Raw genomic sequence first — 16,166 nt, 5'->3', positions numbered from 1 at the left:
TCCCATTTCCCCCGCATTTTGTACTTTTAAGAAATTTAGCTTTAACATTTATAAACCGTTATATATTGAAATTATTTCTTCTCGGTTTTATGGGAGCCGGCAAATCCTATTGGGGCAAACAACTGGCGGCGCACTGGGACCTCCCGTACTTCGACCTCGACGAGGTGATCGTTGAGCGGGAAGGCATGCCCGTAGCGGATATCTTCAATACCAAAGGGGAAGATTATTTCCGGAAAAGGGAAGCGGCCGTGCTCCGTGAGCTGGCCGCCGAAAACGACCGGTTTCTCATTTCCTGCGGCGGCGGCACCCCCTGTTTTTCCGATACCATGGACTTCATGAACGCCAACGGTGTCACCGTATGGCTCAACCCTTCCATTCCCCTGATGGTGGAGCGTTTGCAGCGCAAGCAGTACAAACGGCCGCTCATCCAGGACCTCGGTACGGAGGAGCTGACCGCCTTCACGGAGAAAAAATTAGCGGAGCGCCAGCCCTTTTATGAGCAAAGTCAGGTGATCATCAGCGACGATGAAATAACTTTGGAGACATTTGAAAAACTGATCAGGCATGCATAAATCATTTCTCGTGTGGGCGGCACTGTTAGGCGCCCTGGCGGTGGTACTGGGCGCGTTCGGTGCGCATAAACTGAAAGAACTGGTTCCCCCGGAAACCGTGAGCACTTTCCAGACCGGGGTAACGTACCAGTTTTACCATGTGTTCGCCCTGCTGGCCGTAGGCATCCTGTACGCGCATATCCCTGCACCGCAACTGGTATGGGCCGGCCGCTTTTTCCTGTTCGGCATCCTGCTGTTTTCCGGTTCCCTGTACGTACTGACCCTTCTGAAAGCCACCGAAACGGTGGGCCTCCGCGGCATCGGCGCCATTACGCCCATCGGCGGGCTGCTGTTCATCGCCGGCTGGGTGAGCCTGCTGCTGGGAATATTGAAAAAGTGATGATGCCCGGAATAGCCGGGACGGGCCAACTTTTCCAGTCGTGCAGCACCTGCATGCCGCGGGAATACCGGGCCTTTAAAGCAACCATATCGACCGCCCTGCGGAAAAAATAACCGCATGGGCAGGTTTCACCGCCGCGGCCGCGAAATAATTTTCTGCGATTGCCGGGGCAATAGTTAATTTTGATTTCGATTATGGCAGGTAACAAACTGAAATCAGAAAAGAAAGAACCTAAAAAGAAAAAGGAACAACAACCCAACCCGGACGTTCTGCGGCCCGATAAAGAGCCGGAAGTGAAGGTAAAGGAGCTGGTGAGGGACGAGCGCACCCATAAAGTACTGGGCGCTTTTTTCCTGCTGCTGGCGCTGTATACCTTTATTGCCTTCACGTCTTATCTCTTTACCTGGGAAGAAGACCAGGATAAGGTGTTCCGCTATTCTTCCCGCGTGCTGTTCATGCACGAAATAGAGGTCGATAACCTTCTGGGCCGCCTCGGCGCTTATACCTCCCACTGGTTTTTTTACAAGGGTTTCGGGCTGGCCTCGTACCTGTTCTGCTATTTCTTTTTTATCATCGGTATCAATTTCATTGTCGGCCGCCGCGTGTTCCGCTTCTGGCGCAATGTCAAATACATCCTCTTCGGCCTGCTGTTCATCAGCATGAGTTTTTCTTTCCTTTCCGGCAAATCCGTCTTCCCCTGGGGCGGCGCCATGGGCGACGCACTCAACCGGTGGACGGGCGGATTCCTCGGTAAAACGGGAGAGGGGCTGCTGCTGCTGCTCGCCGGCCTCACCTGGATCATCTGGAAATTCAACGTCGATTTCAAATGGCCCGAGAAGAAGCCGAAACCGGCCAAAGCGTTTGCGCCTGTTGAAGAAGACGGGGATGATGAGCCGGAAGAGGACGAAGAGCCGTTCGCCAGACCCGGCGCCGCGCCGGTAACAGCGGGAGCGCTGAACAAGTACAACGAAGCGGCGGGTAACATCACGGTATTGCCGATGATGGAGGAAGAAGAATTCGACGCCGGCCTGCAGCTCATCGAAAAAGAAGATACCACGCCCAACGTGGCATACATCCCGCCGAAACCGGAGCCCGTGCCTGTTCGTGAACCGGAGCCGGAACCTGAACCGGAGTTGGAGCCTGAACCAGAGCCTGAACCAGAGCCCATCCGGGAAGTGACGCCGCCGAAGAAAAGCAGCGCGGCCAACGAGGTGGCGTTCGAGATCAAACCCGTGTATGAAGATCCGGCGGAGGACGAAATAGAGCAGATCGAGCCCGTGCGCGAGCCCGTACTGGTTGATCCGTACGAGCCCACCCTCGATCTCCGCGATTACAAATATCCCGCGCTCGACCTGCTCGAGAACCATGGTTCCGACAAGATCGTACAGGACAATACCGAACTGGAAAAGAACAAAAACCAGATCATCGACACGCTGAAGAACTACGATATCTCCATCCAGAAAATCAGCGCCACCGTGGGGCCCACCGTTACCCTGTACGAGATCGTACCGGCGGCGGGCGTGCGTATTTCGCGGATCAAGAACCTGGAAGACGATATCGCCCTCAGCCTGTCGGCCCTCGGCATCCGTATCATCGCGCCTATCCCCGGCAGGGGCACCATCGGCATCGAGGTGCCGAACGTAAAGAAAACGATCGTGTCGCTGCGCAACATCCTGGCGTCCGACAAGTTCCAGCACAGCCAGATGGACCTGCCCATCGCGATCGGTAAAAAAATCGACAACGAGAACTTTATCGTGGACCTGGCCAAAATGCCGCACCTGCTGATGGCGGGGGCTACCGGCCAGGGTAAATCCGTGGGCATCAACACCCTGCTGGTGTCGTTGCTGTATAAAAAACACCCGTCGCAGCTGAAGTTCGTGCTGGTGGATCCGAAGAAAGTGGAGCTGTCGCTCTACAAACTCATCGAAAAACACTTCCTCGCCAAACTCCCCGGCGAAGAAGACGCCATCATCACAGACACGAAGAAGGTGGTGCACACCCTCAACGCCCTGTGTATCGAAATGGACCTGCGGTACGATCTGCTGAAGGAAGCCGGCACCCGTAACATCCGCGAGTACAACGGCAAGTTCACGCAGCGCCGCCTCAACCCGCAGAAAGGGCACCGTTACCTGCCGTTCATCGTGCTGGTGGTGGACGAGTTCGCCGACCTGATCATGACGGCCGGCAAGGAAGTGGAAATGCCGATCGCCCGCCTTGCCCAGCTGGCGCGCGCCGTGGGCATCCACCTGATCATCGCCACCCAGCGCCCGTCCGTGAACATCATTACCGGTACCATCAAAGCCAACTTCCCCGCACGTATTGCCTTTAAAGTGTCGTCTAAGATAGACTCCCGCACCATTCTCGACATCGGCGGCGCAGAGCAGCTGATCGGGCAGGGCGACATGCTCATTTCCTTCAACGGCGAACTGGTGCGCCTCCAGTGCGCATTCGTGGACACGCCCGAAGTGGAAGGCGTGGCGGAATTCATCGGGGGCCAGCGCGGTTATCCCGATGCGTTTTTACTGCCGGAGTACATCGACGAAAAGGACATGGAGGGCAAGGATTTCAGTCTGGCCGACCGCGATCCGCTGTTCGAGGAAGCCGCCCGCGTGATCGTGCAGAACCAGCAGGGCTCCACCTCGCTGCTGCAGCGCCGGATGAAACTCGGCTACAACAGGGCCGGCAGGCTGATGGACCAGCTCGAAGCCGCCGGGATAGTGGGGCCGAACATGGGCAGCAAGGCCCGGGATGTGAATGTGAAAACGGAGGCCGATCTCGAGGAAATTCTCAACAGTATGTTATAATTTCGCCGCTTTAAGACTATAATCGCACCTTTTGGAATATTAGATAAATTTGGGATTTATTTAACATGGCCGCTTAAACGGTACGGCACAACATTTGTCTAATTACCTATAACTGTAACACTAAAAATTATGATGATGAAGAAAACGGTATGCATGGGCCTGATTTTGTGTGGAATGGCATTCGGCACAACGGCTCAGACCCGCGGTTCCCTCGGGCAGAGCGACCCTAAAGCCAAAGTAGTACTGGATAATGTCAGCAAAAAATTCAAATCCCTGAAATCTGTCATAGCTAATTTCGTACTGAAAGTGGAAGGCGCCAACAACAGCGTTTCCGATTCCAAAAAAGGCTCCGTGTACCTCAAAGGCGCCAAGTATAAAGTGGTGATGGGCGATCAGGAAATTATCAGCGACAATAAAACATCCTGGACGTACGCCAAAGACGTGAACGAGGTGACCATCAATAACGTGGACCAGAGCGGCAACAGCATGACGCCCGCGAAGATCTTCACCAATTTCTACGACAAGGACTTCCTGTACCGCCTCAACGGTGAAACCACCGAAAAAGGCAAGGTGCTGCAGAACATCGAGCTGACGCCGACCGACAAATCGAAGACTTTCTTCAAGGTGCTGGTGGATGTGGACAAAAAGAACCAGACCCTGGCCCGCATGAAAGTGTTTGAAAAGAACGGCAACCGCTACACTTACGAAATCAGCAGCTTTACGCCCAACGGCGCGGTGACGGACGATATGTTCACTTTCGACGCCAAGAAACACCCCGGTGTGGAAGTGGTGGACCTGCGATAACAACGATATTCACCAGCTATAAAAAGGAGATGACCGCGAAGGTGATCTCCTTTTTTTTAACCTTTAAACAAGTAAGAATCAATTCAATACACCCCAATCATATTAGTTTTTACGTTTTGCTTCTTAGTTTTATTACATTTGCCAAGTTTTATTCTAAAAATCAAGCAATATGGCATACGACGTAATCGTAATTGGTAGTGGCCCCGGAGGATACGTGGCAGCTATCCGGGCTTCTCAACTGGGATTTAAAACAGCTATAGTAGAAAGAGAGAGTTTGGGCGGTATCTGTTTGAACTGGGGCTGTATCCCGACCAAGGCATTGTTAAAATCAGCACAGGTAATGGAATACATTCAGCATTCCAAAGATTACGGTGTAACGGTGGGTGATGCCAAAGCGGATTTTCCTGCAGTGATCAAACGCAGCCGTGGCGCTGCCGATAAAATGAGCAAGGGCGTTCAGTTCCTCATGAAGAAGAACAAGATCGACGTGATCATGGGCTCCGGCAAGCTGAAAGCCAAAGGCCAGGTGGAAGTAACGGATAAAGACGGAAAAACAGCCGTGCATGAGGCTAAACATATCATTCTGGCAACCGGCGCGCGCTCACGCGAACTGCCGAACCTGAAAATCGACGGCAAAACCATCATCGGTTACCGCGAGGCGATGAACCTGCCCACACAGCCCAAAAGCATGATCGTGGTGGGTTCCGGCGCCATCGGCGTGGAATTCGCTTATTTCTACGCGACCATGGGCACCAAGGTGACCATCGTGGAATTCATGCCGCGCATCGTTCCGGTGGAAGATGAAGACATCTCCAAGGAGCTCGAAAAAATCTACAAGAAAAAAGGCATCGAAGTAATGACCAACGCCAGCGTGGAAGCGGTGGAAGCGACCAAAACCGGCGTGAAGGCCAAAGTGAAAACCGCCACCGGCGAAATTTTCCTGGAAGCCGACGTGGTGCTGAGCGCCGTGGGCATTGCCGCCAACATCGAAAACATCGGCCTGGAAGCCCTCGGCGTAAAAACCGAAAAAGGCAAAGTGCCCGTTGATAAATTCTATGCCACCAATGTACCGGGCATCTACGCCATCGGCGACATCGTTCCCGGTCAGGCACTGGCCCACGTTGCTTCCAAAGAAGCCATCGTTTGCGTGGAAGCCATTGCTTACAACGAAAAGAAATTCCATCACAAACCCACCCCCATCGATTACAACAACATCCCCGGCTGTACTTATTGCACGCCTGAGATCGCATCTGTGGGTTACACCGAGAAACAGGCCAAAGAAGCCGGTTACGAAGTGAAAGTGGGCAAATTCCCCTTCAGCGCTTCCGGCAAGGCAGTGGGCGCAGGTGCTACCGAAGGTTTCGTAAAAGTGATCTTCGACGCCAAATACGGCGAGTGGCTGGGTACGCACATGATCGGCATGAACGTGACCGAAGCCATCGTGCAGACCGTAACGGCCCGCACCCTGGAAACCACTTACCTGGAAGTGCTCAACAGCATCCACCCGCACCCGACCATGAGCGAAGCGGTGAAAGATGCCATCGAAGTGGCTTACGGCGAAGCGATTCACCTTTAATAACGAAACGCGTTTTTTACCGGAAACGGGCCGCTCCTCACAGGAGTGGCCTTTTTTCGTTTTATGCATGAAATGTTCGGTGGATGGAGCCGGCTTCAGCGCTTTACTGATTGTTTCTATCCGTAGCCTTAAGTCCTCACAGGGTGGCCCTTTTCGTTGTAGGGCTGCATGAAGTGCGTGGTAGATGGAGTTCCGGCATCCGTGCTTCACTTACTATCCGTTGAACATTTTCTCCCGGAGCAGTAACCCCCCCAAGGTCTGCCCTTCTGTTTACAACTTCACGAATTGCCCCGTGAATATTTTTTCCCCGTTCCGGTAGATGATGCACCAGTAAGTGCCGGCGCTGAGGCCCTGGAGGCTGACGGGCTGCAGCAGGTTTTGCAGCAGCAAGGTGCGCACCACGCGGCCCTGTACATCCATGATTCGTATTTCCTGTGCTTCCAGGCGCGCGGCCAGTATCTGCAACGTTGCAGCGGCTGGGTTGGGGAAGAGCAGATAGGCGCTTTCGGTGAGCACCCGCACCGGGATCGCGGCCGAGTAAATGAACTGACCGTTCGCCGTTTCCAGTTTTACGCGGTAATACACAATACCCTGGGGCGGCGCGGCATCGTTGTGTTGATAGATGAGTCCGCCGCTGACGGGTGTTTGCGCCAGGGCTGCGCCCTGCCTTTCCCAGGTAATGCTTTTGAGCTGCCAGGTGCTGCCGAGCGTCAGCCTGAGCTGCACCTGGCCGTTGTTGTCGAGGTCGGCCGTGAAGGTGCGGATATAACAGTCGAGCCCCTGTTTGGTGTAATCGATCCCCCGGCTGCGGGCACCTTCCATCGCTGCAACGGGGCTCACGGCAAATACCTGCGGTAATGCGGCGTTTTTCTTCAGGATCAGCACAGTGTCCGCCGTTTGACTGAAAGGCGAAAAATAAGCCCCGTTGAGGGCATAAACCTGGTAATAACGGGCGCCCGGTATCCTGTTCCAGTACAGCAGCGCGGAATCGGTGCAATTAAACCCCGTTTGTACCTGAATGCGTGGTGAAACCAGGAAAGGTGCGCTGACCACCGCGGTGGCGCCCTGTTCCATTTTGAGGAGCGCCTCGCCGAATACATCGGGTGTTTCCCAGGTGGCGTATCCCTGCGCCAGATCGGCGTTGCCGTTGATCAGCCGCCAGTTGGCGCCTTTATCCAGGCTGTAGAGCAGCCGCCCCGTACCGCCGAAGGTACTGCGCCAGCGGAGGGTAACCGGTTCGCGGGCGGGCAGGATCTCGTTGGCGGCGGGGTATTGCCAGTCGAAGTGCGCGGCGGGGACCATTTGCCAGGCGAGGTGGAAACGCTGGCTGCCGGCGGCGACGGCGCGGCCGTGGACGGTGACCGTGTAATTTCCGGCGGCCGGTAACATGATGCCGACCTGTTCGGTATTGTTCAGGCTGTCGCGGCCCGTGCGGGCGGCTTTCAGCAGGGAGTCGCGGAAGGGCGCCGTGCTCAGCACCCAGGGCGCGTAACGGTTGCCGGCGGCGTCTGTGATTTCCAGGTCGAGATCGTTCACCAGCGCTTTGGCGGCGTTGGCGGCGGCGGGCACATCCGCGTAACTCATCGTTACTTTCAATAGTTGCTGTCCGGCGGGTACGGGTATTGTTTGCGTATAGGTGCTGCCGTTAGTAACGGCGCCGGAAGAAAAACGCTGTTCGCGGATCGTCTGCACGGCTTCCCAGGCATTGAGTGCACCGTAGCCGGTGCGGTAACCCGGGCCGGGTGCGCCGGTATCGTCCGCGCTGTTGACGAGCACGGCCTTGATCAACGCGGCGGGTGGCATTTGGCCGTGGGTGCTGCGGTAGCTTTCCTGCAGCAGCAGCACCGCGCCGGTGGTGAGCGCCGCGGCGCCGGAAGTGCCTTCTTCCCCGAAAGCCACCAGCTCCGGTTTGATGCGCCCGTCGTATGCCGGGCCGCCGGAACTGAGGGCAGGTACATTATTGATACTGTCCGTTCCGCCCACCACGATCACGTTTTTAGCCTGTTTGAAAGTGCCCGTCAGGTTTGCGAAACCGGCCAGGCCCGTATAGAGGCCGGCGGTAGGAGTGGCGGCGCCGCTATTGCCGGAAGAGAATACATGCACCAGCGTGTCGGCCGCATGTACCTGTTCATCGTATGCGACCGCTTCCAGTCCGTAATAATTTTCGAGGCCGGTGCCGTAGGAATGGTTTTGCGCATGCAGGTTGTACTGTGCGAAATAACCCGGCGCATCCGGCAGCAGCCGCAGGAAATCGGCGCTGGCGATACGGGCTGCGGGCGCCACGCCTTTGCCGCTCGTGCCGGAATTGCCGGCGCCGGCCATGAGGGTGGCCATGATGGTGGCGTGCACGGCGGTTTCAGCGGGCTCATTGGCCGTGGGAATATGGCGTTGCACCAGGTCGATGTCTGCCGTGTCGTACAGCGTTTCTTTTAACGACACGCGCATGTTTTCGCCGCGCAAGGCGGGCAGCCGCGCCTGGAGCGTGGTAATGCGGTTGAGGGTGTAATTGGCGGTGTTCAGCACGGTTTCCGTGCGGGGGCGGCGTTGCAGGTCCACAATGATGACGGACGGATGGGAAATGAACGCGGCCCAGTCTTTTTTGGCGACTCTCAGGAAGGCGAGCTTATCCGGTGTTTCCCAGCGCAGCAGCCGGGCGGGGGGCGGCGCGGCGTTGGCCAGTACGGTGATGCTGTCGCGCGCGGCGAGCTGGTCCAGTTTGTCCAGCACCGCTTCGGTGGCTTTCCAGTTACCGTTCGCCGGCCAGCTTTTTACGCTGGTGTCTGCCGGTATGGTCCCGACGATATGATATAGCGGGGAGAGGGAGCGTTTTCTTTGCAATCGGTTTAAATTCGTTTCACCGGGAAAAGCGGGAAAACGGACGAGAAAAAAATCGGGTTTTTTACGGTGCTCCTGCGTGTCGGGAACAGGGGCGGCGTAGCGTTGCACGAACGGGTCGGATTGCGCGCTGAGCCTGCATGTGGCGAGTATGGCAACGATGCAGGAAACGGTGAAAAAAAGTCTGGGCGAAAGCGTAACGCGCATATACTAAAACTATCGATTTTTTTTATCACCAAAAAAATAGTATTATTGGATAACAGACCAAATCTAAACCATCAGAGCAATCGACTATATCTGAATAACCGTATAGAGAGCAAATCGTTTTCGAATTTTTTACTATCAGATGCATCGACCCGAAGTACGAAAAAACAACGTGCTATGCAATCTGTTTTCAACGATCCTGAAATGATCTGCGTCAAACTGTTTTCCGTTCCTGCGGGAATGAATCATTTTATTTCTAAACCCAAAAATCCAAAATCAGAGCGCTATGAAGCAACAAGCAAAATCTGTTCTTTATTGTATGAGCATCGCATTCGGCATCGGTCTTTCCGCCTGCCAGAAAGAAGCGGCATCCACCGGCAACGACCAGCAAGCGGTACCTGAACATGTACTGGCCCAGATCAAAGCCCAGGGTTTCAGCACGGCGAACGTGCAGGCCCGCGACGGCGGCTGGGTGGTGGAAGGGGATATTTTCCTCGACGAGGAAAACCTGGCCAACGCATCCGTTACCCCCAACCTGCGTATCGCCGAGGTGGAACAGTACCGGACCAACAACCTCGTTAAAAGTCTGCCCCGTGTGATCACGGTGATGGTATCCGACCTGGGCAGCGCTTATGTGCAGGGCACCGACCTGGCCATCCAGCGGTACAACGCGCAGGGCCTCGACCTTACGTTCCAGCGCATTACCAGCGGCCGTGCGGACATTACCATTCAGGGGTTCTATGAAGGCCCCAGCGGCGGCTTCATCACCCTCGGTTCTGCAGGTTTCCCCACCCGTAACGGGAATCCTTACAAAACCATCAAAATGAACACCCATCCGCAGGCGTACGGCGAAAACCCGAGCGTAACTTACGTGGGCTCGGTGATCCAGCACGAAATGGGCCATTGCATCGGCTTCCGCCATACCGACTATATGAACCGCGCGTTCAGCTGCGGCAGCGGCGGTAACGAAGGCGCCAGCAACATCGGCGCCGTGCATATCCCCGGCACCCCCACCGGTCCGGATGCGGGTTCCTGGATGCTCGCCTGCTCCAACGGCGGCGACCGCACCTTTAACGCCAACGACATTATCGCTTTGAAATATCTCTATTGATGTGCTAATTGTGTATGAAAGGGATGTAAGGAGCTTTTCCTTACATCCTTTCTTTTATTGCCAACCCCGCGGATTTCCCTAAATTGCCCCTTCTAATCACCAAAGCATCACTTACTTATGAGGAAGATTTTTCTGATGGCAGCGTTGCTTGCCGGCCACCTGTCCGTTTACGCCACGGAAGGCATGTGGCTGCCGCAGCTGCTGACGAAGCTGAATGAAAAGGAAATGAAGGGCATGGGCATGAAAATCAGCGCCGCCGATATCTATAACCTGAACAAAGGCAGCCTGAAAGACGCCATCGTGAGTTTCGGCGGTTTCTGCACCGGCGAAATCATTTCCTCCCAGGGCCTGCTGCTCACCAACCACCACTGCGGCTATTCGGCCATCCAGACGCATTCTTCGGTAGAACATAATTACCTCGACAACGGCTTCTGGGCCAAAAACAAAGCGGAAGAGCTGCCCAACGCGGGCCTGACAGCTACTTTCATCGTGCGGATCGACGATGTGACCGCCGAAGCCCTCCGCGGAGTAGCCGGCAACCTGAGCGAAAGCGCCCGCCAGAGCGCCATCGACAAAAACCTCAACGCCATCAAAGCCAACGCGAAAAAAGAAACCTACCAGGATGCGCTCATCAAACCGTTCTTCGACGGTAACCAGTACTTCCTGTTCATCACCGAAACCTATAAGGACGTCCGCCTCGTAGGCGCGCCGCCCTCTTCCATCGGGAAGTTCGGCGCCGATACGGATAACTGGGTGTGGCCCCGCCATACGGGCGACTTCTCCATCTTCCGCATCTACGCCGGAAAAGACAATCTGCCGGCGGAATATTCGAAGGACAATGTGCCCTTAAAACCGAAACATTTCCTGCCCATTTCGCTCGACGGTATCCGGGAAGATGATTTCACCATGGTATTCGGCTTCCCCGGCCGCACCAACGAATACCTGCCTTCGGAAGCCGTTAAGCTGACGGTGGAAGGGCAGGACCCCGCCCGTGTAAAAATGCGCGACGCGGCGCTCAAAGTGATCGACGGTTTTATGCGCAAAGATGAAAAGATCAAGATCCAGTATGCCGCCAAATTCGCCAGCACCGCCAACGCCTGGAAAAAATGGATCGGCGAGATGCAGGGCGTGAAACAGACCAACGGCATCCAGCGCAAACTCGACTTCGAAAAACGTTTTCAGCAGCTGGCGCAGGGCCGTCCGGAATACCGCGGCCTCCTCGATTCGCTGAACAACCTGTACAAACAACAGGGCCCTTATGCCGTCAGCCGCGATTATTACAGCGAACTGCTCCGCAATACGGAGATGCTGGGGTTTGCCAATAATCTCATTACCGCGCTCCATGACACCCGCCTGAAAGGCGCGGACCAGTGGGAAACCATCCGCGAGCAGTTCCTCAAAAAAGCAAAAGCATCGTACAAGGACTATAACAACGACGTAGACCGCGAAGTGGCGGCCGTACTGCTCGATATTTATTTTGAAGGGGTGCCTTCCAGCCGCATCGGCGGAGAAGGGTACCAGGTATGGATGGAAACGAACAAAGACGGAAAAACCACCGCCGGGAAGCTGTACAGCCAGTCGGCCCTCGTTTCGTACGAAAAGCTGGAGGCGTTTGTGAACCGCCCTTTCCAGCAGGTATCGGCAGACGTCTGGAAAGACCCTGCCACGAAGCTGCTCATCGGCCTGCGGAACGGGTACACGGATTTTGTGAACAAGCCGTACGACGAACTCCAGCCGGAGATCAACCGCCTGCAGCGCCGCTATATGCAGGCGCAGATGGACCTGGTGAAAGACAAACGTTTTTACCCCGATGCCAACAGCACACTGCGCCTCACTTACGGCAAAGTGAACGGTTATGCGCCCCGCGATGCGGTGGAATATGATTTCGCCACCACGCTCGACGGGGTGATGGAAAAATACAAACCCGGCGATTACGAGTTTGACGTGCCGGAGAAACTGCGCCAGCTACACGCCTCGAAAGATTACGGCCCGTACGGCGCCAACGGGAAAATGCCGGTATGTTTCATCGCCTCCAACCACACCACCGGCGGCAATTCCGGCAGCCCGGCGCTCGATGCGTACGGCAACCTCATCGGCCTGAACTTCGACCGTACCTGGGAGGGCACCATGAGCGACATCAACTACGATGCCGCCATCTGCCGCAACATCATGGTAGACATACGGTATGTGCTGTTCATCGTCGATAAATTCGCGGGCGCGAAACATCTCGTGGATGAGATGAAACTGGTGCACCCGAAAAAAGGTGCGAAACCGGTGCTGAAGAAAGCTTCTTAAACAAACGTTCATACATAGAAAACGGGCCGGAAGTCAGTTCCCGGCCCGTTTTCTATGTATGACAAAAATCGTTGCGCTTATAACAGTTTACATTCGTAGACGATGGAGCTGCATTTATCAACATGCCGCCAGGCCTTCCAGTAGGAGCGGAGGCCTTTGAAACCGCCTGCCAGCAGGCCGCTTTTACCCGTTTTATATTTTTCGCTGAGGAGGCTCACGTAAAACGCGTCGAACACCATCGGGTGTTTGGCCGCGATGTTGAAACCGTGTTGCTGCATGAGCATGTCCATCGAAACGGGGGAGAAGTGGTACAGGTGGCGGGGCACATCGTACGCCGCCCATTCCGCGCCGTAGATGCGGGCGTCGGTGGAGGTGTAGTTGGGCACCGCTATCAGCAGCGCGCCGCCCGGTTTGAGCAGCGTGCGTATCTGGTCGAGGTAGGCGTGCAGGTCGTGCACATGTTCCAGCACGTGCCACATGGTGATGCAGTCGAATTGCGCCGGTTCCAGCCGGAAGAGGTCTTCCACCGAGCTGCTTTCTATTTTGTAGTGTTTGAAAGCGTTTTCGCGGGCGGTGGCATCCGGTTCGAGGCCCGTCACATCCCAGCCCAGCTGTTTCATGTGGGAGAGGAAGGCGCCCGTGCCGCTGCCGATGTCGAGCAGTTTGCCCTGTTTGACGCCCGCCGCGGTTTTCACCCAGTTCTGTTTCGAGCGCATGGTGATTTTGCGCACGCTGTGGTACATGCGGTTGATGAGGCCTTCGCGGGTTTCGGTGTGGGAAATATATTCGGCCGACTGGTAATAGCGGCCGATTTCAGTCACTGCGGGTACATCCTGGGTGAAGCGGCCGGTGCAGGTGGCGCATTCCCAGATGTCAAATGTTTCCTGCGATACGGTATGGTCCCGCGCGGTCAATTTTTTGCTAATCCGGTCTGAACCGCACAACGGGCATTGCTGGTAATGAATTCGACTCATGTTGTAGTTAAAGCTGCTGCAAGATAAGCATCCATTTTAAATACCGCTGTACTCTCCCCATACTTTGCGGAGGGTATCGGCAATTTCCCCGAGCGTGCAATAAGCTTCCACCGCGTCCACCACCAGCGGCATCAGGTTGGCCGTGGTGCCGGCGGCGGCTTCCAGGGCGGAGAGAGCGGCGGCGGCTTTGGCGTTATCGCGGCGGCTGCGGAGCGACTGCAGTTTCTCCGACTGCAGTTTGCGGATGCTGTCGTCGATGCGGAACACTTCCGTATCCGCTTCTTCCTTAACGGTGAATTTGTTCACCCCCACGATCACCCTTTCGCCCGTTTCGATTTCTTTCTGGTACTGGTAGGCGCTGCGGGCGATCTCGTCCTGTACGAACCCCTGTTCGATGGCGCTCACGGCGCCGCCCATGGCATCGATCTTCTCGATCAGTTCCCAGGCGCGGGTTTCCACTTCGCGGGTGAGCGCTTCCACGTAGTAGGAGCCGCCGAGCGGGTCTACGGTGTCAGCCACCCCGCTTTCGTAGCCGATGATCTGCTGGGTGCGCAGCGCAATGCGCGCGGCGGATTCGGTGGGCAGGGAGATCGCTTCGTCGAACCCGTTGGTGTGCAGGCTTTGCGTACCGCCGAGTGTAGCCGCCAGCGTTTGAACGGCTACCCGTACAATGTTGTTATGCGGCTGTTGCGCCGTAAGGGTGCTGCCGCCGGTTTGGGTGTGGAAGCGAAGCATCTGCGCCTTGGGATCGGTAGCGCCCAGGCTTTTGGTGATGTGGGCCCACATGTTGCGGGCCGCCCTGAATTTGGCCACCTCTTCGAAAAGGTGGTTGTGGGCGTTGAAGAAAAAGCTGAGCCTTTTGGCGAATACGTTGATGTCGAGCCCCTTTTCCAGCGCCGCCTGCAGGTAGGCTTTGCCGTTAGAGAGGGTGAACGCCAGTTCCTGCACCGCATTGGCGCCCGCTTCACGGATGTGATATCCGCTGATGGAAATGGTATTCCATTTGGGCACCTCGCGGCTGCAATAGTCGAAAATATCGGTGATGAGCCGCATGGAGGGTTTGGGCGGATAAATGAAAGTGCCCCTGGCGGCATATTCTTTGAGAATGTCGTTCTGAATGGTGCCCGAGATCTTTTTCAGGTCGGCCCCCTGTTTTTTGGCAAGGGCGATGTAGAGCGCCAGCAGGATATAGGCGGTGGCGTTGATGGTCATGGAAGTCGACACTTTTTCGAGGTCGATCCTGGAAAAGAGCACTTCCATATCTTCGAGGGAGTCGATGGCCACGCCTACTTTGCCAACTTCGCCTTCCGCCATGGCATGGTCCGAATCGTAACCGATCTGGGTAGGCAGATCGAACGCCACGCTGAGGCCCATCACGCCCTGACCGAGCAGGTAATGGTAACGTTTGTTCGATTCCTCCGCGGTGCTGAAGCCGGCATACTGCCGCATGGTCCACAGTTTATCGCGGTACATGGAGGCGTGAATACCCCTTGTAAAAGGGAAGCTGCCCGGCACTTCATCCATCGGTACGGGACGGGTGTACAGGGGCTGTATCTCGATACCCGAATCGGTCCTGATCTTCTTTTCCATATTTACAATGTTACTTTAAAAACGATAAATTGTGACAAATTTTGTTGCCTGGTTATGATAACGTACCTGTTGCTGATACTGACGATGGGAATTGGTTTATGGAGCATCCTGCTGTTTTTCCGCGCTACGCGCAAACCCGTTCCGGGGGCTGTGTTTACGGCGCTGCTGTCGCTGTCGATGGGCCTGTTTATCTACCTCTACGGTACCTGGGTATTTCTCACCATTTACGCGAAATATGTGTTCGGCGGCCTGTACGTGTTGCTGGGGCTGTTGTTCCTGCTGCGGCGGAAAGTGACGCTCGGTAACGGGTGGATACCGGTGAAGGTGTTTTTTACCCTATTGCTGGCGCTGGGCTGTGTTTTGTATTTCACGGGCACCATGGGCAAGCCGGGAACGGTAGAGCTGGATTTTCCGCTTAAAAAGGGCCGTTATTTCGTTTTGCAGGGCGGGAAGGGATTACCCACCAACCTCTTTCACTTCAGCCTGCGCGGCGCGGTGTATGCCATGGACATCGTGAAGCTGGACGACCTCGGCCGCCGGGCCAACACGGTATTCTCGCGGCGGCTGGAAGATTATGCGATTTTCGGAGATACGATATATGCTCCCTGTGATGGAGTGGTGACGCGCGCCTACGGCGACAACCCGGACAATATACCGCCCAACATGCAGCGCGGCCCCAAGAATACCAACCTTGTACTGATTGAAACGCCGGATTACTACGTATTCATGGCCCACCTGAAAAAAGGGAGCGTATTCGTGAAAGAAGGCGATACCGTTAAAACCGGCTACCCGTTGGGCCGGGTCGGTAATTCGGGTTTCAGTTCGGAGCCGCACCTGCACATCCAGGTGCATGCGCGGGAAAACGGGAAGCCCTGGTATAGCTCAACGCCCCTGTATATTCACTTTAACGGGAAAGGGTATTTGTTGAACGAGATGATCAAGCGGAAGGATCTTTGAGAAGTTTCCAATTCGCACGGCTATTTTCCCTGAGGAAATCGCAAACGCCGTGATTTTCATGAAGG

The 16,166-nt window shown here is 55.5% G+C and carries 11 protein-coding genes; 8 read left to right on the top strand and 3 right to left on the bottom strand.

All coding sequences use genetic code 11. From position 1 onward, the window contains the following. Positions 1 to 65 precede the first annotated feature (65 nt). The 5 genes from EGT74_RS18930 (at position 66) to lpdA (ending at position 6,135) form a co-directional block, all read left to right on the top strand. Positions 66 to 572 (top strand): shikimate kinase, encoded by a 507-nt coding sequence (locus tag EGT74_RS18930; protein WP_123848133.1) that lies wholly within the window; start codon positions 66 to 68, stop codon positions 570 to 572. Then, entirely contained in the window at positions 565 to 951 is a 387-nt protein-coding gene (locus tag EGT74_RS18925; RefSeq protein WP_123848132.1) for a DUF423 domain-containing protein, read from the top strand. Before EGT74_RS18930 ends, EGT74_RS18925 begins: the two co-directional genes overlap by 8 nt. Positions 952 to 1,145: 194 nt before the next feature. Beyond that, entirely contained in the window at positions 1,146 to 3,755 is a 2,610-nt protein-coding gene (locus EGT74_RS18920; protein WP_123848131.1) for an FtsK/SpoIIIE family DNA translocase, read from the top strand. A gap of 129 nt (positions 3,756 to 3,884) precedes the next feature. Continuing rightward, complete coding sequence (locus EGT74_RS18915) at positions 3,885 to 4,559, top strand: LolA family protein (protein WP_123848130.1); 675 nt, start codon at positions 3,885 to 3,887, stop codon at positions 4,557 to 4,559. Between the two features lie 169 nt (positions 4,560 to 4,728). After that, positions 4,729 to 6,135 (top strand): dihydrolipoyl dehydrogenase, encoded by a 1,407-nt coding sequence (lpdA, locus tag EGT74_RS18910; RefSeq protein ID WP_123848129.1) that lies wholly within the window; start codon positions 4,729 to 4,731, stop codon positions 6,133 to 6,135. 270 nt (positions 6,136 to 6,405) lie between these two features. Here the strand turns inward: lpdA and EGT74_RS18905 are convergent, their stop codons facing one another. After that, positions 6,406 to 9,177 (bottom strand): S8 family serine peptidase, encoded by a 2,772-nt coding sequence (locus EGT74_RS18905; RefSeq protein ID WP_123848128.1) that lies wholly within the window; start codon positions 9,175 to 9,177, stop codon positions 6,406 to 6,408. Between the two features lie 316 nt (positions 9,178 to 9,493). On the opposite strand from EGT74_RS18905, the gene EGT74_RS18900 reads away from it, so the two are divergent. Together EGT74_RS18900 and EGT74_RS18895 are read left to right on the top strand one after the other, a co-directional pair. Beyond that, positions 9,494 to 10,285 (top strand): M57 family metalloprotease, encoded by a 792-nt coding sequence (locus tag EGT74_RS18900; protein ID WP_123848127.1) that lies wholly within the window; start codon positions 9,494 to 9,496, stop codon positions 10,283 to 10,285. Positions 10,286 to 10,402: 117 nt separating this feature from the next. Further along, positions 10,403 to 12,580, top strand: coding sequence for a S46 family peptidase (locus EGT74_RS18895; RefSeq protein WP_123848126.1), 2,178 nt, complete (start codon positions 10,403 to 10,405; stop codon positions 12,578 to 12,580). Positions 12,581 to 12,657: 77 nt separating this feature from the next. Here EGT74_RS18895 and EGT74_RS18890 read toward each other — a convergent pair whose 3' ends face one another. Beyond that, positions 12,658 to 13,554, bottom strand: coding sequence for a class I SAM-dependent methyltransferase (locus tag EGT74_RS18890; protein WP_123848125.1), 897 nt, complete (start codon positions 13,552 to 13,554; stop codon positions 12,658 to 12,660). Between the two features lie 36 nt (positions 13,555 to 13,590). After that, positions 13,591 to 15,144 (bottom strand): acyl-CoA mutase large subunit family protein, encoded by a 1,554-nt coding sequence (locus EGT74_RS18885; protein ID WP_123848124.1) that lies wholly within the window; start codon positions 15,142 to 15,144, stop codon positions 13,591 to 13,593. Between the two features lie 54 nt (positions 15,145 to 15,198). Between EGT74_RS18885 and EGT74_RS18880 the strand changes: the two genes are divergently transcribed. Next, entirely contained in the window at positions 15,199 to 16,101 is a 903-nt protein-coding gene (locus EGT74_RS18880; RefSeq protein WP_123848123.1) for a M23 family metallopeptidase, read from the top strand. Positions 16,102 to 16,166 lie beyond the last annotated feature (65 nt).

Origin of the sequence: Chitinophaga lutea (assembly GCF_003813775.1) — a bacterium.
GTDB lineage: Bacteria > Bacteroidota > Bacteroidia > Chitinophagales > Chitinophagaceae > Chitinophaga > Chitinophaga lutea.
This window is presented reverse-complemented; position numbering and strand designations above follow the sequence as displayed.

Bases quoted from the DNA above. Each gene is read 5' to 3' on its own strand.
- EGT74_RS18905 (WP_123848128.1), bottom strand. From the start codon at position 9,177: ATGCGCGTTACGCTTTCGCCCAGACTTTTTTTCACCGTTTCCTGCATC.
- EGT74_RS18890 (WP_123848125.1), bottom strand. From the start codon at position 13,554: ATGAGTCGAATTCATTACCAGCAATGCCCGTTGTGCGGTTCAGACCGG.
- EGT74_RS18920 (WP_123848131.1), top strand. From the start codon at position 1,146: ATGGCAGGTAACAAACTGAAATCAGAAAAGAAAGAACCTAAAAAGAAA.
- EGT74_RS18895 (WP_123848126.1), top strand. From the start codon at position 10,403: ATGAGGAAGATTTTTCTGATGGCAGCGTTGCTTGCCGGCCACCTGTCC.
- EGT74_RS18915 (WP_123848130.1), top strand. From the start codon at position 3,885: ATGATGATGAAGAAAACGGTATGCATGGGCCTGATTTTGTGTGGAATG.
- EGT74_RS18900 (WP_123848127.1), top strand. From the start codon at position 9,494: ATGAGCATCGCATTCGGCATCGGTCTTTCCGCCTGCCAGAAAGAAGCG.
- EGT74_RS18880 (WP_123848123.1), top strand. From the start codon at position 15,199: ATGATAACGTACCTGTTGCTGATACTGACGATGGGAATTGGTTTATGG.
- EGT74_RS18925 (WP_123848132.1), top strand. From the start codon at position 565: ATGCATAAATCATTTCTCGTGTGGGCGGCACTGTTAGGCGCCCTGGCG.
- lpdA (WP_123848129.1), top strand. From the start codon at position 4,729: ATGGCATACGACGTAATCGTAATTGGTAGTGGCCCCGGAGGATACGTG.
- EGT74_RS18885 (WP_123848124.1), bottom strand. From the start codon at position 15,144: ATGGAAAAGAAGATCAGGACCGATTCGGGTATCGAGATACAGCCCCTG.